Consider the following 20712-nt stretch of genomic DNA (forward strand, 5'->3'; position numbering starts at 1 on the left):
TGAATTCGCCGATTGGCATCACCAATGAAAGGGTCGACCATGAGCCGTATCGAACCTGCCTCCCGTTCCAATCTCACATTGATAGAGGATGATCTTGGGCGAGCGCTCCGGTTAACTCTCCCCCGCGAGAAAGCCGTTTCCACACGCGCGTTCGATCGAGTCATTGCTGCCGTAGACGCCTCCCACTATCTGCTTACGCCTCGTGCGGTCGTCACACCGACGGATGCGGGCGAGGTGGCTACTCTGTTCGGCTACGCGAGCGCCCACGGAGAGCGACTTACCTTCCGCTCTGGAGGGACGAGCCTTTCGGGCCAGGCCTCAACTAGCAACATCCTCGTGGACACGCGCAAGCACTTTCGGTCGATCTCGGTTGAAAACGGCGGAACCATCGCCAGGGTGGGGCCCGGCGCCACGGTGCGGCAGGTCAACGCTCGACTTCTGCGCCATGGCCGAAAACTCGGGCCAGACCCTGCGAGTGAGATCGCCTGCACGATAGGAGGCGTTGTCGCGAATAATTCCAGTGGTATGGCCTGCGGCATTCGCCACAACGCCTACCGGACGCTTCGCTCGGCAGTAATTGTGCTCCCGAGCGGCACGATCATCGATACTGGTGAAAACGATGCGGATCAGAAACTCCGCGCCTCTGACCCCGCTTTGTGGCAAGCACTCACCGATCTTCGGGCGGAAGTTCTTGCCGATCCGCTGCTCACAGCGGAGATTACGCGACAACACAGCATCAAAAACACCATGGGGTACGGCCTCAACTCATTGATTGAGCACCACACGGCAATCGAGATACTCGCACACCTCATGGTCGGCAGCGAAGGCACCCTTGGGTTCGTTGCCGAAGCAACATTCAACACCGTCCCCCTGCTCAAACACGCGGCAACCACCTTGCTGGTGTTCGACAGCCTTCTTGCGGCCACCGATGCGCTCGTTGAGCTCAGCGCAACCGGCCCGGCAACAATCGAACTGTTGGATGCGGCTTCGCTGCAGGCGGCTCTCATCGACCCCCAATCAAGACGAGCCCTGCCCGATTTCGAGATCCGCGATCACTGCGCGCTTCTCGTTGAATACCAGACGGCCAGGCAGCACGAGCTGGCCGATCTGACAAGTCAGGCTGAGCAGCTTTTTGCCCGTCTGCCGTTAACTACTGCTGCTGCGCTGACGCAGGATGCCACGCTTAGGGCATCCCTGTGGCACATTCGCAAGGGGCTGTATGCCACCATCGCCGGAAATCGTCCATCCGGCACCACTGCCCTTCTCGAAGACATTGCCGTTCCTGTTACAGAACTGTCGAAGACGTGCGAGGGCCTCACCCGACTCTTTCGCGCATATGGATACGACGACGCGGTCATATTCGGGCACGCCAAGGACGGAAACGTGCACTTTCTCATCAACGAGAACTTTGAGATTGCGTCCAACGTCGAGCGCTACCGCGCATTCACAGAGGACATGGTCGACCTCGTCCTTGGAGCAGGCGGCACTCTCAAGGCAGAGCACGGCACGGGACGCATCATGGCGCCGTTCGTGGCACGGCAGTACGGTCCAGTGCTCTATCAAGTCATGCTCGACATTAAGAAAGCATTCGACCCTGCGGGCATCCTCAATCCGGATGCAGTGCTCACGGCCGATCCGGAGCTCCACTTGCGCAACCTTAAGTCTGCTCCGACGGTCGAAGTCGAAGTCGACCGTTGCGTCGAGTGTGGCTATTGCGAGCCGGTCTGTCCCAGCAAAGACCTGACGACCACGCCCCGGCAGCGCATCGTGGTTCAACGCGCGATCGCGGAGGCGGTCGCGCGGGGCGATGTTGCCCTAGCGAGCGAGCTTCGCCGCGAGCGAGAGTATGAAGTCGTCAACACGTGCGCAGTCGACGGGATGTGTCAGACCGCGTGCCCGGTACTGATCAACACCGGCGACCTCGTGACGCGGTTACGCGCCGAGGCCCTTCGCCCTATCGAAGCTGGCGTCTGGAACGCGGCAGGAAAGACATGGGGCGCCGTCACCCAGCTCGCATCGACAGCCCTGACTGTCGCCGCTACGATACCCCCACCGCTGATCACAGCGCCCAACACAGCGGCTCGAGCAATATTCGGCAACGACTCTGTCCCGCTCTGGTCACCGGACCTCCCTAAAGGCGGGACGCGTCGTCGTGGGGGAAATACGTCGCTTCCGGCTGAAGCTGTCTACTTCCAGGCGTGCGTCGGCAGCATGTTCGGCCCCACGCATGAGGAAGGCGGAGTCGCCGTCGCATTCGAATCGCTCGCGGCGAAGGCCAACATCGGGCTCATCCGCCCAGCTCAGATCAGCAGCTTGTGCTGCGGCACACCGTGGAAGTCGAAGGGCATCACTGCTGGGCACGACACTATGGTCGAGCGCACCGCCGCTGCGCTCTGGAAAGCATCGAATTTCGGGGAGCTTCCCATCGTGTCTGACAACTCTTCATGCTCGGAGGGTCTCATAGTCGCTCTCCAGACGGCCGTCGAGCGACATCCCGAATACAGTAATTTGCGGATCGTCGATGCCGTCGACTTCGCCACCGACCGGATCTTGCCATTACTGACAATTGACACCTCCCTCACGAACGTTGTCCTCCACCCGACATGTTCGAGCACCCGCATCGGCGCCAACCCAAATCTCGCGATCTTGGCAGGGCGACTCGCAGCTGAGGTTACGGTGCCCTCCAATTGGGGATGTTGTGGCTTTGCCGGAGACCGCGGGATGCTGCACCCAGAACTTACCGCCAGCGCTACCTCGCGCGAGGCAAAAGATGTTCAGGCAGGCAAGTTCGACGCCTACATATCGTGCGCGCGCACCTGCGAGATCGGGATGACTCGCGCCACCGGGAACCGATATCAACACATTCTTGAGGTCCTCGACCAAGCCTCATCCCCGCTGATGAGCAACGACTGAATCGTGGCCCGATATGACGAGCATGTTGGCTGACCGCTGACCGCAGTCGGCGACTCGCGCCCGTCGCCATCGGCATTATTCCGCAGTCGCGAGACCCGCGAGTCACTCGTGCGCGAAACCCTCGAGGACATGCTGGACGTCTCCCTGAGTTAGCCGCGCGGGTCGCGAGCGTCGACCCAGCCTGCGAAAACGCCGAAATCTGAAACCACTCAGTTGAGCGACATCCGGAACCATGGTTGAGTTATCACCACGGAGGGGAGTAGTCCCCGCGAAGCTCATCGTCATTACGGTCGTGTCATCATGGCCCGGTGCAGCTAGGGCCTGAAAGGGCTCGACGAGACCTCCAGAATTTCTAACATTCTGGAGTTGTTTCATGAACGTTCCCCTGTGGGCTTGGCTCGCCGTCATCGGTGTCATTCTGGTGATGCTTGCGATCGACCTGATCGCGCATCGCACCGCTCATGTCATCAGCGTGCGTGAAGCCGCAGCGTGGTCCGTCGTTTGGGTCGCCTCCGGTGTGACCTTCGGTGGCATTATCTGGTGGCTGTTTGGCGCGGAATTCGGCCAGCAATACTTCGCCGGCTTCGTCATCGAGAAGTCGCTTGCCGTCGACAACGTCTTCGTCTGGGCCATCATCTTCTCGGCCTTCGCCGTGCCGCCGCAGTTTCAACACCGAGTGCTGTTCCTCGGGGTCATTGGCGCTCTCGTCTTTCGTGGCATCTTCATCGCCGCCGGAGCAGCGCTGCTCAGCAGTTTCGCCTGGGTGCTCTACATCTTCGGTGCGTTCCTGGTGTTTACGGGCATGCAGATGCTCCGCAAACGCAACGAGCACTACAACCCCGAAAATTCGGCGGTCCTTAGAATCTTTCGACGCCGCGTGCCCATGACGGATGCCTTCTACGGTCAGAAGTTCGTCGTACGCAAGGCGGGCGTGCTGCTAGCGACCCCGCTGCTCGCCGTGCTGGTTCTTGTCGAGATCACTGACATCGTGTTTGCCGTCGACTCGATCCCGGCCATCTTCGCCGTCACCGATGAAGCGTTCCTCGTGTTCACCGCTAACGCTTTTGCGATCCTCGGCCTTCGAGCAATGTACTTTCTGCTCGCCGACCTCATGCACCGCTTCATCTACCTCAAGATCGGGCTCGCGCTCTTGCTCGTCTGGGTCGGAATCAAGATGCTCCTCCTCGATGTGTATTACATCTCCACCACGGTCTCGCTCGGCGTGATCTTCCTCATCCTCGCCACCTCCATCGGCGCGAGCCTCTGGGCCACTCGTGGCCAGCCTCGCCACGCAGTCGAAACCCCTGCGGGCGGCGGCTTCCGGATGGCGACCGACGACGAACTCGCCGAGGTCGATAGTGTGCCCACGTGAACCCATTCCCTTCGGTATCCCCTGACCTCTTCTCCTTCGTGATGATGGGCGTTTTCGCTATCGTCAACATCCTCATCTCACTTCTCGTCGCAATGGCGGGAAAACGCAAAGACCGAGGTTTCGGATCGTTCTTCTGGCTGTCGTTCGCGATGGGATTCCTCATCCCCGCCCTCGTCGTTGCTGCGCTGCCATTCCGCGAGGACGATCCTGATCGCCCCAGCAACAAGCGATAAGCGACAAGCGACAAGCGACAAGCCCAGAGACACGCTGGCGCCCCAGACGCTGGCTCCCCCGGCGCACAAAAAAGCCCCGCATTCACTAGGAATGCGGGGCTTTTCTTTGGCGGTACCGGTGGGATTTGAACCCACGGTGCGCTTTCACACACACAACTTTTCGAGAGTTGCACCTTCGGCCGCTCGGACACGGTACCGGGAGAGAGTTTAGTACAGATATTGGCGGCGTGCGTTCACCTGTTTTTGCGCATCGTCGTTCACTGGTTTTTGCGCATCCAACTGAAGCCGTGCAACAGCAACGCGCCGACAAGGGCCAACGAGCCCGATGACAACCCGATGGGGGCCAGCGACTGCACTGTCGCAACCGTCGCGTAGCTTTCAACTTCAAGATTTCCGACGCCATAGAGAATGGAGTTTGCCCACCACAGCGCACCGGCAGTTGCTGCGAGACCGATTACCCCGATCGCCCACAAAACGTATAACCAGGGGTTGCGCGCAAGACTCACGGGGGCGGCAGTTTTTTCAGGCTCAGCACCGACTGTCGCGCCGCTCTCGTCGACATAGGCTGACTGAGGAGTGTGCGCCTCAGAGTGGCCCTCTCCTGGCACCGTTGCCGGCAGCGCGGCGGCGGGCGGCGTAAAAGCATCTGGACGACTGGCCGCATCGGCAGCCTCCGCGGCCGTCGGACCGGCCGGACCGGCAACCGTCTGTGGGCGCCGAGCCTCAGAATCGTCAGCCCGCTCCCCGCGCTCCCCTGCCGCAAAGCCCCGTTGAAAGGCGGGGTCGAACCGCGGATCGAAAGTCTTGTCGGCCACAGCGATACTCCCTTGTTCGGTACCCCATCGTAAACACGATCGCGCTGAAATCGCGCATTCCTCAGCAATCGCCGTCGAGTGAGTTTCGCTCGGCGAGAACAACTGGCTCGCGGCATACCCCTAGGGGTATGCTCGAACAATGAGCACCGCCACCACACCACGCCCCCGCCGCATCCTCGTTATCGGTGGAGTAGCCGCCGGAATGTCCTTCGCCACCCGCATGCGCCGTCGCGATGAGCGCGCCGAGATCGTGGTCTTCGAGCGCAGCGGCCATGTCTCCTTCGCCAACTGCGGCCTCGCCTACTACCTCGGCGGCGTTATTACCGAGCGCGACGAACTGCTGCTCCAGACTCCCGCGAGCCTCGGCCGCCGCTTCGGCCTCGACGTTCGCGTCAACCACGAAGTCACCTCGATCGACCCCGCCGGCCACAGCATCACGGTGCACAACCGCAGCGACGACTCGACAAGCACCGAGCACTTCGACGAGCTCGTTATCGCTACCGGCGCGAGCGCCGCCATCCCGGCGATCCCCGGCAGCGAGCGGATGCTCGTACTCCGCAACATCGAAGACGTCGACGCCCTCCACACTTCCCTCGGCGACCTCGACCCCACGACCGCAAACGTCGTCGTGCTGGGTGCCGGCTACATCGGCGTCGAGATGGCCGAGAACCTCGCTAAGCGCGGCCTCAACGTCACCCTCGTGCAGCGCCCCGCTCACATCCTCGGCACGCTCGACGCCGAAATGGTCACGCCCGTCGAAGCCCACTTGCGCGCCAACGGCGTTGACCTTCGCCTCGGCACCGAGGCGGTCGCGGTGGATGACTCCGCCGTCCAACTCAGTGATGGCTCGAGCGTCGCGGCAGACGTTGTCGTCGCGGCAATCGGCGTGCGCCCCGACAATGCCCTCGCCGTGCACGCTGGACTGGCAACCGGAGCCGCTGGTGGCATCCGGGTCAGCGCTGGCTACCAGACCAGCGAACCTCACATCTATGCCGTCGGTGACGTCGCTGAAAAGGTCGGCGCTATCAGTGGTGAACACGAGCTCGTCGCCCTCGCAGGCCCCGCCAACCGCGATGGCCGCTACCTCGCTGACACTCTCGCCGGCGACGAAGTGGCATCGAAGCCGGCCTTGGGCACCGCGATCGTCGGCGTCTTTGAGCTGACCGTCGCGAGCCTCGGCTCCACCGAACGCGCGCTGCGGGCAGCGGGGCGCGACATCCGCGTTATCCACACCCACCCCGTGTCGCACGCCGGCTACTACCCCGGCGCTCAGTCGCTCTCCCTCAAGCTCATTGTCGATGTCGAGACAGATCTCATTCTGGGCGCTCAGGCGGTGGGTAAAGAAGGTGTCGATAAGCGCATGGATGTGCTGGCCACTGCCACGAGCTTCGGCATCACTGCGAGCGCTCTCGCCGACCTTGAGCTCGCCTATGCGCCGCAATACGGCTCGGCTAAAGACCCGATCAACCACCTCGGTTACGTCGCGAAGAACCTGCGCGACAACCTCAGCGCCTCAATTCAGTGGCACGAGATCGACGCCGAACTCGCGGCCGGAACCCTGTTGGTGGATGTTCGCACCGTCGCCGAATTCGAACGCGGCGCCATCCCGCACGCCGTCAACATTCCGCTCGACGAGCTGCGCGAGCGTCTCGACGAACTCGGTGACCGCCGCGTCATCGTGCACTGCCAGGTCGGACAGCGCGGCCACACCGCCGTGCGCATCCTCGCTCAGAATGGTTTCGACGCCGTGAATCTCGACGGCGGCTACCGCACGTGGAGCGCGGCCACCGCATAACCCGCGGCGCTCGCGCCCCCGCTTTCGCTCTCACCCACCTCACTCACCTCATCACTCGCAAGGAATTTCATGAACACCATCACCACGCACACGCTCTCCGAACTCACCAACCCCGTCGTCATCGACGTGCGCGAACCCGCTGAATACGTGTCGGGGCATGCACCCGCTGCCGCGAGCATTCCGCTCGGAGAACTCGTTGCCCGGGTCGAAGAACTCGACCGCGACGAAACCGTGTACGTCATCTGCGAAAGCGGCGGCCGCAGTGCACAAGCCGTCGAATGGCTCAACACTCAGGGCTTCGACGCCGTCAACGTTGAGGGCGGAACGTCAGCGTGGCGTAACGCTGGCCTGCCCGTCACGAAGGGCAACTGATCATGACAACGGATGCTGCAGCCACCGGCACCGCGGATTCCACGGCAGTCGTTGCCGATGCTGGCCACGATCCAGAGGCCATGCGCAAGATCATGAATCGCCTCAAGCGTGCCGAGGGACAACTTCGCGCCCTCATTGAATCGATGGGCGCCGACTCGAATTGCAAGGATGTCGTGACGCAACTCTCGGCGGTGAGCAAGGCTCTCGACCGCGCCGGCTTCATGATCATTGCCAATGCTCTGCAGTCGTGCTCAACCGAAGACGCCGATGGCCAGGGCAGCCACGACGGCATGACGAAAGACGACATCGAGAAGCTCTTCCTGACGCTCGCGTAGCGGTGTCAGTCGTGCCGCCTACTCTTGAACTATGGCCCGAGCTGTAAGTAATTTTCGCTGCACTGAGTGCGGCTGGACCTCCATCAAATGGGTAGGCCGCTGTGGCGAATGTCAGCAGTGGGGCACCGTGACCGATGCTGGTGCGGCCACGGGCATCACCAAGCGGGTCTCGACCGTCGCGGTCTCTGAGGCCAGCGGCGCGCGCTCCATTACCGAGATCGGTGCCGAGTCCGTCGCGCACTGGCCGAGCGGCATCGCCGAGTTCGACCGCGTGCTCGGCGGCGGCGTTGTTCCCGGGGCCGCCATCCTGTTGAGCGGCGAGCCCGGTGTGGGTAAGTCCACCCTGCTTCTTGAGGTCGCGTCGCGGGCAGCAGCATCCGGCCAGCGCGTGCTTTATGTGACCGCCGAGGAGTCCGTGAGCCAAGTGCGGCTGCGGGCCGAGCGCACCAACGCCCTGCACCCCTCGCTCTTTCTCGCGGCCGAAACTGATCTCGGCACCATCCTCGGCCAGATCGACCACGTCAAACCCCAGCTCGTGATCGTGGACTCGGTGCAGACCGTCGCCTCCGCCGCGACCGAGGGTATTGCCGGCGGTCCCTCGCAAGTGCGCGAAGTGGCCTCCACGCTCATCCGCGTGAGCAAAGACCAGAACTTGCCCATCTTGCTCGTTGGCCACGTCACCAAAGATGGCAACATCGCCGGCCCCCGATTGCTCGAACATCTCGTGGATGTCGTGCTGCAGTTCGAAGGCGACCGCCAGACCGCGCTGCGCTTCGTGCGCGCGCACAAGAACCGTTTCGGCTCCACCGAAGAGGTCGGATGCTTTGAGATGACCGGCGAAGGAATCGCCGAAGTCTCTGACCCCAGTGGCCTGTTCCTCTCGCACGCCCGTCAACCCGTCAGCGGCACGTGCGTCACGATCGCGCTGGAAGGCAGACGTGCCCTCCCCGTGGAGGTTCAGGCACTCATCGTGAAATCCCAAGCCCCGCAGCCGCGACGCGTCGTGAACGGCGTTGACGCCTCGCGCGTGGCCATGCTGCTGGCGGTACTCGAGCGGCGAGCGGGAATCCCGCTCTCCACGTTCGACGTTTACGTCTCGACGGTGGGCGGCATCCGGGTCACTGAGCCTGGCGCCGACCTCGCCATTGCTCTCGCCATCGCCAGCGCGTACAAAGACAAAGCGTACTCAGCCACGATGGCTGTCGTCGGCGAGATTAGTCTTGCTGGCGAGATTCGCCCCGCGTCGTCGTCTAAACAGCGCCGCGCAGAAGCCACCCGTCTGGGCTTCAGCACCGTGATTGATTCGGATGCCGCTCACGTGCGTGAAGCACTGCGCCTCGCTTTCGCTGGCGCCACCGACGAGCGCGTGCAGATCCCCGAGTTCTAGAGCGCACGGCACCACCAGCCGCACTTAACGAAGCAACGGCGACTCATCCGAAGACGAGCCGCCGTTGCGACTGAAGCCGTGGAAGCCGAGTGGCTAGCCGAACAGGGTCCAGAGACCCCAGTCCTCTACGCGCCAGCTGATCCAGCCGTTCTCGCGCTGCAAGCTCACCAGGATCGAGTCGCGCTGACCATTCTCTGGCTTCACTGCGCGACACGTGAAGGTGTCACCGATAAGAACCGGCGGAGTTGCCGGGCAGTCGAGTTCGATGTTGGCGCCGAGCGTTGCCGCCTGAGCCTGAATCGAATCCTCGATCTGAGTGCTGAAGGTCTGCGGAATGAGCGAAATGATAAGACCCGGAAGGATCAGCATTCCGATCACGAGCGAGACGAGAGTTGCCGACCAGGTAGCGATCGGGGCGATGCCCTTACCGGTCTCGCGCATTGTGCGGATACCGCGCATCACGAGGTAGACCGGTGCAGTCAAGAACGCCCAAGCTGCATTCGCGGGGCGTTCGTGGCCCCACACCTGAAGCAAGAGGTTGTCGTAGGCGGCAAGACCGAGAACCACGATGTACGGCGCGACCCACACCACGAGGAGTAGCGGCAGGTTGTTTCCAAGGCCTGCGCCTGCGATGAGGAACATGGCGCTCAACAGCTGCACGAGAGGCAGGATGGCGATGAGCCAGACAGCCGCGTTGTAGGTACGGTGTTGGCGAATCTCGCGCTCGGGAGCTTCTTCTTCTTCGGCGTAGGCGCTCAGCGTGGATGCACCAGGCATCGTGTTCGCGTGAGCGGTGGCCGATTTGGGAAGCAGTTGAGGCTCTTCGGCCTCACGAGTCTCATCAACGGGAGCTTCGAGTTCGCGCAGTGTCATCGCGAGCAGCGGCTGTGCGCTTAGCTCGTCGTGAACGGGTGCGGTCTCCGGCTCCGGCTCGCTACGAGTCTCTGTGACCAAGAAGTCAGCGGAACTGTCGCGCTCACTATCGCGCTGCGCACGTCGGGAAGGGTACCCGCCGATGTCATCGTTGAAGTCGTCTTCATCGTCGTCATCCGCAAAGGCCAGCTTGGTCGCTGACGGCTGCACAACGATAGGGGCACGGGCATCTGAGGTGTGCTCAGTCCAGGCTTGGGCATCCCACCAGCGCAACTGGGGCAAGCCCAGAGGGTCTGGGTACCATCCCGCTGGCACACCGAAACTGTTGTCTTCCACGTGGAACAGAGTAACTGGCACAGACGGGGGATAGAAAGGCCTGTTTATAACATTGATGTTGGCGTGAGTCTGGATGTAACCCTAAAGAGTGCCGAAAATGGCCCAAAATGGTCTATTTTGGGCTCTCTGTCCCCTGAACTGGGTGAACACCCTCACCAAACGAGCATCGTGCAATTTGCGCCACAGCGATGCTCTGGCGACGCTCGTCACGAAAGCGTGAGGGCATCCACGATGTCATCGGGGGACGCCTGCATCGTGTGCGGGCCCGCGACGTCGAACCACACCGACTCCAAAACGCCCTTATTGGTCTCCAAAAAGGCACGCAAATCATCCGCCCGGTACGCCACGACCTGGTGGTCGGTTTCCTCGGGAAGCATCGCGACATAGGTATCGACCGAGGAGAACAGCAGAAGCATGTACTTGTCAGCCTCGCCCCGTCGGAACACGCGCACTTGAGGCTCAGCGCCCTCCGCAGCATCCTCGCCACTGCTGACGTCGACGAGAATGGGCACCATAACGCGGTCGTTGCGCAGCGCGAGGGCGACCGACATAGGGTCACCAGCTTCAAGAGCCTGCGCGAGCATAGGGGAACTGAATTCGGCGCTCTGCGCCGCGGAGGTTGAAGAAGCCATGACCTATCCGGGTTAGTTCAACAAGAACTGTTTGGTGCTCTCAGAGCTGATGTCGCCGACCGAAACTTCGAGGTGGTAACTGGCACCACCGGCCGTTACGACGGGGCGGTCTGACTCACACGTGTCTGTTGCCGAGCGGGTGCGATCCCACTCGATGGAGCTTGATTGCACGGGCACACCGGGCTGCAGCACGACGGTGGTCGGTTCGCCGGCGGTCTGGCAGTGCTTGGAGTTCCAGATCTCGTCGTCACCGCTGGTGATTACGAACTCTTGGATGTCGCTGCCTGCCTCAACTACGCAGGGTTCCGTCATGGTGCTCTTGAGCGAGAACGACAGTTGAGGGTTCTGGCCCTCGTCGTAGCTCGAGGAGTCGGTGACCGCTTCGAGGCTGAGCTTGGCCGGGTCACAGATTGCTGATCCGGAGGCATCCGTAGCCGCTGGAGAGCTGGATGCCGCAGCCGATGGCTCGGTGCTCGCAGAGGTGGCAGCAGGGTCTGTCGATGCCTTCGGGCCGAAGATAATCAGCAGAATGATCGCGATCACAGCAAGGAGCCCTAGCCCGACGATCAAGCGCCGGCGCCAGTAGACGCTGCTTGACTGCGGGCCGACCGGATTCCTAAACGTCGACATACCGCAAGGCTAAACGTCTGAGGCCGCTAAAGGTGCTTCAGCATGCGCGTGTTGCCGAGGGTGTTGGGTTTTACGCGGGAAAGATCAAGAAATTCGGCCACACCCTCGTCAGGAGAGAGCGCCAACTGGGCAAATACCGTCGGATCAACGATTTCGTCCTCGACCGGTTCAAAGCCGTGCCGAGCGAAGAAGGCGGTCTCGAACGTGAGACAGAACAGTCGCTCAAGCCCCAGCGCACGCGCATCCGCTTCGATCTGATCGAGCAGCGCGTGGCCGACACCTGTGCCGAGCCACTCGGAGGCAACAGCAAGGGTGCGCACCTCGGCCAAGTCTTGCCACATCACGTGAAGGGCACCGCATCCGATGACTGAGCCATCGGGCGCAACGGCGACGCGAAACTCTTGCACGGCCTCGTAAAACACCACGAGGTCTTTGCCGAGCAGAATGCGCTCGTTCACCAGTGGCTCGATAAGGCCCTGAATGGCCCGTACGTCGTGCGTTCGTGCCGGGCGGATGCTGAAGGTGGTCACGCCATAACGGTACCGCTCAGGGAGCCGTTAACGACGAAGCGGCTGCCCAACACCCGGAGGTGTCGTGCAGCCGCTGTCGTGTGGCTAATGCCGCGGTGGCAAGGTCGGAGGCTTAGGCCTCGACTTCGGCGGGCTCCTTTTCGGGGAGACCGGGCTGGCGGCTCGTGACGAACACGAACTTGTTGTCAACGAAGTCAACGTGCACGTGGTCACCGGCGTTGAGCTCACCGTGGAGGATCTTCTCGCTGAGTGCGTCTTCCACTTCGTGCTGCACGGCGCGGCGAAGCGGTCGAGCACCGAGGGCGGGGTCGAACCCGACTTCGATGAGACGCTCCTTGGCGGGAACAGTGATCTCGACGGTGAGGTCGCGATCCATCATGCGCTCGGAGAGTCGCTTGATGAAGAGGTCAACGATCTGCAGCAATTCAGGCTTGCTCAGCTGCGGGAAGACGATGGTCTCGTCAACACGGTTGAGGAACTCAGGCTTGAAGTGCTTCTTCAGCTCTTCAACGACCTTGCCGCGCATGCGGTCGTAGGTCGTTGCAGAGTCGCCTTCCACTTGGAAGCCCATGGGGCCAGCGGTGATGTCCTTGGTACCGAGGTTGGTGGTCATGATGATGACGGTGTTCTTGAAGTCCACCACGCGACCCTGGCCATCGGTCAAGCGACCCTCTTCGAGGATCTGCAGGAGCGAGTTGAAGATGTCGGGGTGAGCCTTCTCGATCTCGTCGAAAAGCACAACGCTAAACGGCTTGCGGCGCACCTTCTCAGTGAGCTGGCCACCCTCTTCGAATCCTACGAATCCGGGAGGGGCACCAAACAGTCGCGAAACGGTGTGCTTCTCGCCGTACTCACTCATGTCGAGCGAGATCATGGCCGACTCGTCGTCGAACAGGAACTCGGCAAGTGCCTTCGCGAGCTCGGTCTTACCCACACCGGTCGGACCGGCGAAGATGAACGAACCACTCGGACGGTTGGGGTCCTTGAGGCCAGCACGCGTGCGGCGGATGGTCTTGGAGAGAACCGAGATGGCTTCCTCTTGGCCAATGACGCGCATGTGGAGTGCCTTCTCCATGAAGATAAGGCGGCTGGACTCTTCTTCGGTGAGCTTGAAGACGGGGATGCCGGTTGCTGCTGCCAGAACTTCGGCAATCAGACCTTCATCCACGATTCCGCTCGCGCCAACGTCGCCCGACTTCCACTGCTTCTCGAGGCGCAGGCGCTCTCCGAGCAGTTTCTTCTCTTCGTCGCGCAGGCTAGCGGCCTTTTCGAAGTCTTGGTCTTCGATGGCGCCTTCCTTGCGCGAGCGAACGTCGGCGATCTTGTCGTCGAATTCGCGCAGCTCGGGAGGTGCCGACAGGATCGACAGACGCAGGCGTGCGCCAGCTTCGTCGAGCAGGTCGATGGCCTTGTCGGGCAGGAAGCGGTCGGCGACGTAACGGTCGGCGAGGTTCGCTGCGGCAACAATGGCACCGTCGGTGATGGATACCTTGTGGAACGACTCGTACTTGTCGCGCAGTCCCTTGAGGATGTTGATGGTGTGCGGCAGGTTAGGTTCGTGCACCTGCACGGACTGGAAGCGGCGCTCAAGCGCGGCATCCTTCTCAAAGTGCTTGCGGTATTCGTCGAGGGTCGTCGCACCAATGGTCTGGAGCTCGCCACGAGCCAGCAGCGGCTTGAGGATCGAGGCAGCGTCGATGGCACCTTCGGCAGCACCAGCACCAACGAGGCTGTGGATCTCGTCGATGAAGACGATGATGTCGCCGCGGGTGCGGATCTCCTTGGTGACCTTCTTGAGGCGCTCTTCGAAGTCACCGCGGTAGCGGCTACCAGCAATGAGGCTTCCGAGGTCGAGCGAGTAAAGCTGCTTGTCTTTCAGCGTCTCGGGAACGTCGCCAGCAACGATCGCGTTGGCGAGGCCTTCAACAACAGCAGTCTTACCGACACCGGGTTCACCGATGAGGACGGGGTTGTTCTTGGTGCGGCGGGAGAGGATCTGCATAACGCGTTCCATCTCCTTCTCGCGACCAATAACGGGGTCGAGCTTGCCATCGCGAGCCGCCTGAGTGAGGTTGCGGCCGAACTGGTCAAGAACCTGCGATCCCTTGTCGGGCGCAGATTCGTTGCCACCAACGGCAACGGCTTCCTTGCCCTGGAAGCTACCGAGCAGCTGGATGACCTGCTGGCGAACCTTGTTGAGGTCAGCGCCGAGCTTCACGAGCACCTGAGCGGCAACACCTTCACCCTCGCGGATGAGGCCCAACAGGATGTGCTCGGTGCCGATGTAGTTGTGGCCGAGCTGCAGCGCTTCGCGCAGGCTCAGTTCAAGTACCTTCTTGGCACGCGGCGTAAAGGGAATGTGCCCGGTCGGCTGTTGCTGACCCTGGCCAATAATGTCTTGCACTTGCTCCCGCACGGAGTCGAGTGAGATACCCAGCGACTCAAGCGCCTTAGCGGCAACACCTTCACCCTCGTGGATGAGGCCAAGCAAAATGTGCTCGGTGCCGATGTAGTTGTGGTTGAGCATCTTGGCCTCTTCTTGGGCCAAAACGACTACACGACGGGCGCGGTCGGTAAATCTCTCAAACATCTCTTCACTCCTTAGATACCGCTACGAATTCGGTACCGATGTAAAGAGACTAACCAGAGAAATCGCGAAATAGTCTGCTGTTCGCCCTAGGCGTGACTGTGTGCAGTCAGCGCTCAGGATTGCACGCGCCGGGGCCCGCAAGCCGATGCACGGATGTCACCCGCTCACTCATAAAACTCGGGGATGCACTGCCCCGGTGCTGCGCCATCCAACAGTGTGACGCCGCTCGCTTGGATCGCGTCAAAGAGTTCTTGATCGTCAGCTGCCTTTTGGACTGTTCCCTCGCGGGTAGAGGTACGGAAGGAGAAGTCTCGGTCGAAGGAGAAGTGCTGGAAATGGAACCCGGCGAGTTGAGAGGAGGCCGCGGCAGCAGCGACAATCGCGGGCCAATCTTCCTCGTGGTATTCCGAGAAAAGTAGATCCACTTGGCGGCCCTGCTGCGCTGTGGGGTCGGCATCCCAGCGAATCCCGGCTCCTTCGGGGAAACTATCGCCGTCGTCAGGCTCAGCCGTGAGCCACGCATTGGTGCGCAACGAAAATAAGCCGCTGAGCCGCTCCGCAAGATTAAGCACCTCGCGCGGCGGAAGCGAACCCGACGACTGCAATCCCGGAATGGACCAGAACTCAAACACTCCGTTGCCCGCTGCGGAGAGCGCACCAGCGGGATTGCCTTCAGGAGAAGTGAACGAGATCGGCAGCCCAGGGCCTTCACCGTTGCCGTCGTACTGATTCATGGTCTAGGCGATGACCCCCAATTGCTGCTCCGCGAAAGCCTCGCTAACACCCACCTCGATCGTCGCGAAGCTCTCCCAGAAGGGGTTTGGAGTTGCCGTCCACGACACCTCGCTCACCCCCGGGATCCTCCTGAGCTCGCCGAGGCTTTCCATGAAATCGCGCTGCTGCGATTCGGAGAACCCGTCGATGCGGAGGTCGGATACCTCATCACCGAGCGCAGTGCACCCACCGAGCGCGAGCAAAACGACGGCCGTCACCACGCTCGTCACGCGCCGACGAAAATTCATGACTCAAGCTTACGTTTCGTCTGCCCACCATGATCGCAAGTCGAGAGAGCTCTTCGAGAGGCGCACAATGAAGGTTGCGTGCCATATCGATAAGCAATATGTTAACGCTTATCGTTAGTATCGAAAAACGTTAGGAAGCACTAATGTCCACAACCTCCCCCGCGACAGCAACGTCTCGAAGTGACCGCTACGGTTTCTTCGTAGTCATCGCCTTCGGGCTAGCAGCGGCAGTGGCCCTGCTCGTCTCGTTGATCCAGCGCATCATCGAAATTGTTCCCAACGTCGAAGTTCCGGTCTTCGCCCCATTCGCCGACGAAATGGCAAGCTTGCCGATAGGCCCCGATGGCGCCGAAATCCTTGTCGAAGTCGATTCCGCCATCATCCATGTGACCGGAATGCCGCCCATCACGCTCATTTCACTCGTGCTGGCAGACGCTATCCCCGCGCTCGCCACGATCACCATGATCGTTCTCGGGTGTCTCATGATTCGAAACTTGCTAACTGGCCAAGTTTTCAGCGCGCACAATCTCCGGTTACTGAACGGCCTTGTTGTCGCTGCTATTAGCGGGTGGGCCCTAGGGCTACTGTTTCGCACGATGGGCACGAACGGCGCTTTCGCGACCCTCAGCGATTACAGCTACAACAACGTGCTCGCCGTATTCGCCCCCGCTCCGTGGCTCGCCGTCTTGGGACTCAGCGTCCTAGTTTACTTCTTCCAGATCGGTGCACGCCTGCAGCGCGAGACCGACGGCCTCGTCTGATGGCGCCTGCGGATGAGAACGATGCCACCGGCATCCACTGTCGGCTTGATGAACTGCTCGAGCAGCGAGGGATGACCCTCACACGGTTGAGCGAAATTGTGGGCGTGAGCGTCGTGAACCTGTCGATTCTGAAAAACGACCGAGCTCGCGCCGTCCGCTTCTCGACGCTGTTTGCGGTGTGCGCAGCGCTCGAATGTGAAGTCGGCGAGCTTCTCGTGACGGCTGAACGCTAAGCAACGCAGCAGCTAATTCGGAAAGCACGCTCCGGGGCCTGCACCATCGAGCAGCTTGGCGCCGGAGGACGCGACACCCTCGAAGAAAAGGTCATCATCGGCAGTGGCCTCGACCGAGCCCTTGCAGACGGAAGTGTGCATCCAAAAACCCCGATCACCCGTGGCGAATTGAAAGTTGACTCCCTCGATTTCGCTCGTGCGAACTGCAGCGCGAATGGCGTCGCTCCGCGAGTCATCGGTGTATTCATTGCTCGAGACGAAAACCGCCCCGAGCCCTTCATTAGTGCCAGATGGCATCCAAGAAACTTGAAACCCTTCCGGAAAATCCGAATCTCCGGCAATGGCGTCTGACTCCACCGGGTAAAAGAAAAGGGGCATGATTTTACGCAAATCACTAACCAGCTCGACGAACATCGACGGCGCAAGCTGCTCCGAAGACTGGATGCCCGCAACCTGCCAGTAATTCGGAATGTCATCGTCGACAACAGCCACATCGCGAAGGGCGGCGTAGTTCTCGATCACGAGATCAGTCGCTTCATCGCGATCCGATTCGTAGGGGATCGCGATCGAACGCATTCCCACTGCTCCCGCACCATCCCCCAAGAGCTCGACCCAGAGCTCAGTCTCGACGGCCGCAGAGGCAGCCCGCCAGAATTCGACATTCTCGACAAAGGAGTCGTTCGTGTCAGGCATCGCCCACAAGTCAATATGACCCGCAGCGTCCCCCGAAAACTTCACGCTGGCATGAGGTTTTACCGCAACCTCTTCGATAGCGCCGAAGCCATCGCGAAGGGTGTCAGAGAGCCGCCCCAGCTGGCTGTCATCAATTGTCGACGCAGCGGTAACCACAATTCGGCCGAGATCGCCGAGAGGCGTATCTGTCTCGAGTTCATAGTTCGCCGCCACCACGCCACCGAGCCCTTCAAGATCTGACACTAATGAAGCGATCGCGGCGTGTGCAAGCACATCCTTACCCGCCGAAGTCACAAGTTCGGACCCCTGCTCGACTAGTGAGCAACCTCCCAGAACGAGGGAAAGAGCTACGGCGCCCGAGATAAGTGCGGGCAGGCGTCGAGAACTTGTCATGATTTAAGAGTACGTTTCCGGTCGCTATTCGGCCTGCCCCCGAAAGGGTTGCGTCACGCCCCATAGCCAAAGTTAATCATTCCGTAACGTTATGCCGGTGCTGTTTGGCCATAAGGTGTCGTTATGCAGGGCATACCGCACGAATCCGCCAACCTCGACGAACTCACGCGCGCGCTCGACCTTCACATGCTGCGCATCCTCGTCGCCATCCACGACACCGGCAGCGTTTCCGCCGCCGCTCGGCGCCTCGGCTTCAGCCAGCCCGCCATCACTCAGCACCTCAAGCGCAGCGAAGCCCGCCTCAACATCGCCCTCGTTGCGCGCACACCGCGCGGCATGGAACTCACCGAAGCCGGCGCCCTGCTCGCCAGCCACGCTCCGCGCATCGATGCCGCCATCACGGCTGCAGCCAGCGACCTCACCGCTCACCTCGGCCTCGACCGTGGTTCCGTTCGTCTCGCCGCGTTCCCGGCCGCCGTTGCCAGCATCATCGCGCCACTGCTGTCGCGCCTCGATCGTGAGTTTCCGGGCATCCACGTCGAATTCAGCGAAGCCGCACCGGATGCCGCCCTCAGCGCCGTCGCCGATGGCCGCGCCGACATCGCCCTTGACTATCGCTACACGAGCGACCACTCGGTGGCATCGAGTTCGCACACGAGCGCCGATGGTCTTCGCTCGCGCTTTTTACTCTCCGAAAATGTGCTCGCGATTGTTCCGCGCGCGATTGCTGACCAGCTGGGCACCACCGCGAGCATCGCGGGGCTTCTTCCCTTTACGTGGATCGGCGGCCCGGCTACCTGCACTGAGCAGCTTGTTGCCGTCGCGACCGCCCTCGGCGAGAAGCCCACGCTGCGGCACGATGTGACAACGACCGGCGCAGCACTCGCGCTCGTGGCATCCGGAATCGGCGTGACGTTTCTGTCAGAACTCGCGATTGCCACCACTAGCCTGCCCGACGGCGTTGTCGCCCTCGAGTTGCAGCCCAAGCTTCGTCGACGCATCTATGCGACAACGCTCGACGACTCCGCCGACACTCCAAGCATCGCAGTGGCCCTCCGGCTGCTGGCCATGCGCGAGGTGGCCCGGAAAACCAGCAGTGATCGCGCGGCACTGTCACAGCACTCGCACCTCCAACGCGCGAAATTTGCATCCTCTCCTTTTACACCTCCTGTAACGCTCACCGAAAGGCACGAACTTCGCATGAGATCGACTAACTCCACCCTGGCTAAGGGGGCTCGGGCGTCTACCGTCGCGGTGGCCACCTCCGCACTGTTGCTCGCTGGCTGTGCCACGTCAAGTACTCCGACCGGCGACGGCAACATCGACACCATCACGGTTGCTCTGCCCGGCTCCCTCTCGAGCCTCTATGTGGGCGCCGAGAGTGGCATCCTGAACTACTACATCGCCTCCATCACTCAAGAAGGCCTCGTCTCGATCGACGCCGACGGTGCCCTGCAGCCGGGCCTCGCCGAATCATGGGACCAGCCGGATGACGTGACCTACGTTTACGAACTGCGCGACGATGCCATGTTCCAAGACGGCACCCCGGTCACCGCCGACGACGTCGTCTTCAGTTTGGAGCAGGCACGCGACGAAACCAGCTCGCCTGGCCTCTCGTATTACTTGGGCGGCGTTGACACCGTCGAGAAGACGGGCGACCTTGAGGTCACCATCACCCTCTCCGCCCCCGACTCGGCCTTCGCCGCCAACATGAGCACGGGTGGCGCCGCCTTCATCACCTCGCAGAAGTTCTGGGAAGAAAACAACGGCGAAGTGGGCACGAGCAGCAGCCTGCTTCTCGGCTCGGGCCCGTACAAGGTCACCGAGTTCGTACCCGACTCGCACGTGAACTTCGAGCGCGTTGACAGCTGGTGGGGCGACCTTCCCGAAGTGCAGAACATCAACGTGAAGTTCATTCCGGATGAGGGCACGCGCTTGCTTGCTGCTCAGTCTGGCGACATCGATATCGCGTTCAACGTTCCGCTGGCACAATCCAGCCAGTGGGAAGACCTCGACAGCATGCGCGTCGACTACGTGAACGACCTCTCGTACGTTGGTATGTACTTCAACACCGCCCTCGAGCCGTTCAATGACCCCAAGGTGCGCGAGGCCTTCGCTCACAGCGTTGACCGCACCACCATCGTCGACAAGCTGCTGCGAGGCCACGGCGAAGTTGCCACCGCCATCGCTACTCCCGAGTCGCTCGGCAGCGTCTACAGCGCTGACGATGCTCGCGACCTGCTCTCGACGATTCCGCAGTACGACTTCGACCTTGACGCCGCTGCTGACGCTCTCGCCGCATCCGACTACCCGGATGGCTTCGAGACCGACATGCTGTTCCCCTCCACGGGACAGCAGCTCGGCACCGCTGCCCAGTCGCTCGCCGAGAACCTCTCCAAGATCGGCATCACTCTGAATGTTCGTGAAGTTCCGATCGAGGAATGGCTCGCGAGCCTCGAGCAAGACAGTAGCTACGGCGTTGGCCTCATGTGGTACTTCTCCACCCTCGGCGACCCAGCAGAGGTTTCGACCTACATGCTCGGCGACTACAACATCTCGAACTATGAGAACCCCGAAGTTCTCTCGCTGTTCGAGCGCGTCGGCGCCGAGACTGACCCGAGCGCCCGCATCGACCTCCTCATCGAGGCCGAGACGCTGCAGGCAGAGGACGTCATCAGTGTTCCGCTCTGGTGGGGACAATCAGCAACCGCGTTCTCGAACAACATCGACATGAGCAGCTACAGCTCATTCGCGTTCATCTCGTCGTGGCCGACCCTGCTTACTCCTGCTGGATAAT

Annotated in this window: 19 protein-coding genes and 1 tRNA gene; 10 read left to right on the forward strand and 10 right to left on the reverse strand. The window is 61.4% G+C overall.

Going from position 1 to position 20712, the window contains the following annotated elements; genetic code table 11:
• Window positions 1–39: 39 nt before the first annotated feature.
• The 3 genes from ACWTV1_RS06120 (at window position 40) to ACWTV1_RS06130 (ending at window position 4518) form a co-directional block, all read left to right on the forward strand.
• Window positions 40–2913: an FAD-binding and (Fe-S)-binding domain-containing protein gene (locus ACWTV1_RS06120; protein WP_498504522.1), complete on the forward strand. Its 2874-nt coding sequence runs from the start codon at window positions 40–42 to the stop codon at window positions 2911–2913.
• Between the two features lie 373 nt (window positions 2914–3286).
• A complete protein-coding gene (locus ACWTV1_RS06125; RefSeq protein ID WP_498504523.1) occupies window positions 3287–4285 on the forward strand; it encodes a TerC family protein in 999 nt (332 codons plus the stop codon).
• Window positions 4282–4518 carry a hypothetical protein gene (locus ACWTV1_RS06130; protein WP_498504524.1) on the forward strand — a complete coding sequence of 79 codons (237 nt, stop codon included), beginning with the start codon at window positions 4282–4284 and terminating at the stop codon, window positions 4516–4518. Before ACWTV1_RS06125 ends, ACWTV1_RS06130 begins: the two co-directional genes overlap by 4 nt.
• 107 nt (window positions 4519–4625) lie before the next feature.
• Here ACWTV1_RS06130 and ACWTV1_RS06135 read toward each other — a convergent pair.
• Window positions 4626–4715: transfer RNA gene (locus ACWTV1_RS06135), tRNA-Ser, on the reverse strand.
• A 60-nt stretch (window positions 4716–4775) separates the two neighbouring features.
• Window positions 4776–5333 carry a hypothetical protein gene (locus ACWTV1_RS06140; RefSeq protein WP_498504525.1) on the reverse strand — a complete coding sequence of 186 codons (558 nt, stop codon included), beginning with the start codon at window positions 5331–5333 and terminating at the stop codon, window positions 4776–4778.
• 139 nt (window positions 5334–5472) lie between these two features.
• Between ACWTV1_RS06140 and ACWTV1_RS06145 the strand changes: the two genes are divergently transcribed.
• The 4 genes from ACWTV1_RS06145 (at window position 5473) to radA (ending at window position 9222) form a co-directional block, all read left to right on the forward strand.
• Entirely contained in the window at window positions 5473–7128 is a 1656-nt protein-coding gene (locus ACWTV1_RS06145) for an FAD-dependent oxidoreductase (protein WP_498504526.1), read from the forward strand.
• A gap of 69 nt (window positions 7129–7197) precedes the next feature.
• Window positions 7198–7500, forward strand: coding sequence for a rhodanese-like domain-containing protein (locus ACWTV1_RS06150; protein ID WP_498504527.1), 303 nt, complete (start codon window positions 7198–7200; stop codon window positions 7498–7500).
• A gap of 2 nt (window positions 7501–7502) precedes the next feature.
• Window positions 7503–7835, forward strand: a complete 333-nt coding sequence (locus tag ACWTV1_RS06155) for a metal-sensitive transcriptional regulator (RefSeq protein WP_498504528.1) — start codon at window positions 7503–7505, stop codon at window positions 7833–7835.
• A 31-nt stretch (window positions 7836–7866) separates the two neighbouring features.
• Window positions 7867–9222, forward strand: a complete 1356-nt coding sequence (gene radA / locus ACWTV1_RS06160) for a DNA repair protein RadA (protein ID WP_100388112.1) — start codon at window positions 7867–7869, stop codon at window positions 9220–9222.
• A gap of 93 nt (window positions 9223–9315) precedes the next feature.
• On the opposite strand, the gene ACWTV1_RS06165 is transcribed toward radA, so the two are convergent.
• From ACWTV1_RS06165 to ACWTV1_RS06195, 7 genes are all read right to left on the reverse strand, one after another.
• A complete protein-coding gene (locus ACWTV1_RS06165) occupies window positions 9316–10431 on the reverse strand; it encodes a DUF2510 domain-containing protein (RefSeq protein ID WP_498504529.1) in 1116 nt (371 codons plus the stop codon).
• A 206-nt stretch (window positions 10432–10637) separates the two neighbouring features.
• Entirely contained in the window at window positions 10638–11063 is a 426-nt protein-coding gene (locus ACWTV1_RS06170) for an SseB family protein (protein ID WP_498504530.1), read from the reverse strand.
• Between the two features lie 12 nt (window positions 11064–11075).
• Entirely contained in the window at window positions 11076–11693 is a 618-nt protein-coding gene (locus ACWTV1_RS06175) for a hypothetical protein (protein ID WP_498504531.1), read from the reverse strand.
• 26 nt (window positions 11694–11719) lie between these two features.
• Window positions 11720–12223 carry an amino-acid N-acetyltransferase gene (locus ACWTV1_RS06180; RefSeq protein ID WP_100388108.1) on the reverse strand — a complete coding sequence of 168 codons (504 nt, stop codon included), beginning with the start codon at window positions 12221–12223 and terminating at the stop codon, window positions 11720–11722.
• A gap of 112 nt (window positions 12224–12335) precedes the next feature.
• The gene (locus ACWTV1_RS06185; RefSeq protein ID WP_100388107.1) at window positions 12336–14813 is read right to left on the reverse strand and encodes an ATP-dependent Clp protease ATP-binding subunit; all 2478 of its coding nucleotides are present in this window, start codon (window positions 14811–14813) and stop codon (window positions 12336–12338) included.
• A gap of 164 nt (window positions 14814–14977) precedes the next feature.
• A complete protein-coding gene (locus tag ACWTV1_RS06190) occupies window positions 14978–15547 on the reverse strand; it encodes a hypothetical protein (RefSeq protein WP_498504532.1) in 570 nt (189 codons plus the stop codon).
• Between the two features lie 3 nt (window positions 15548–15550).
• Window positions 15551–15835 (reverse strand): hypothetical protein, encoded by a 285-nt coding sequence (locus tag ACWTV1_RS06195; RefSeq protein WP_498504533.1) that lies wholly within the window; start codon window positions 15833–15835, stop codon window positions 15551–15553.
• 143 nt (window positions 15836–15978) lie between these two features.
• Here ACWTV1_RS06195 and ACWTV1_RS06200 point away from each other — a divergent pair, with 143 nt between their 5' ends.
• Both ACWTV1_RS06200 and ACWTV1_RS06205 read left to right on the forward strand, forming a co-directional pair.
• Window positions 15979–16596: a hypothetical protein gene (locus ACWTV1_RS06200; RefSeq protein WP_498504534.1), complete on the forward strand. Its 618-nt coding sequence runs from the start codon at window positions 15979–15981 to the stop codon at window positions 16594–16596.
• A complete protein-coding gene (locus ACWTV1_RS06205) occupies window positions 16596–16829 on the forward strand; it encodes a helix-turn-helix domain-containing protein (RefSeq protein ID WP_498504535.1) in 234 nt (77 codons plus the stop codon). Before ACWTV1_RS06200 ends, ACWTV1_RS06205 begins: the two co-directional genes overlap by 1 nt.
• 12 nt (window positions 16830–16841) lie before the next feature.
• Here the strand turns inward: ACWTV1_RS06205 and ACWTV1_RS06210 are convergent, their stop codons facing one another.
• On the reverse strand, window positions 16842–17915 hold the full coding sequence (locus ACWTV1_RS06210; protein WP_498504536.1) for a hypothetical protein: 1074 nt from the start codon (window positions 17913–17915) through the stop codon (window positions 16842–16844).
• 123 nt (window positions 17916–18038) lie between these two features.
• Between ACWTV1_RS06210 and ACWTV1_RS06215 the strand changes: the two genes are divergently transcribed.
• Window positions 18039–20711: an ABC transporter substrate-binding protein gene (locus tag ACWTV1_RS06215; RefSeq protein WP_498504537.1), complete on the forward strand. Its 2673-nt coding sequence runs from the start codon at window positions 18039–18041 to the stop codon at window positions 20709–20711.
• The last annotated feature ends 1 nt before the right edge of the window (window position 20712 follow it).

It is taken from the genome of Salinibacterium sp. VpJ6 (genome assembly GCF_059767345.1).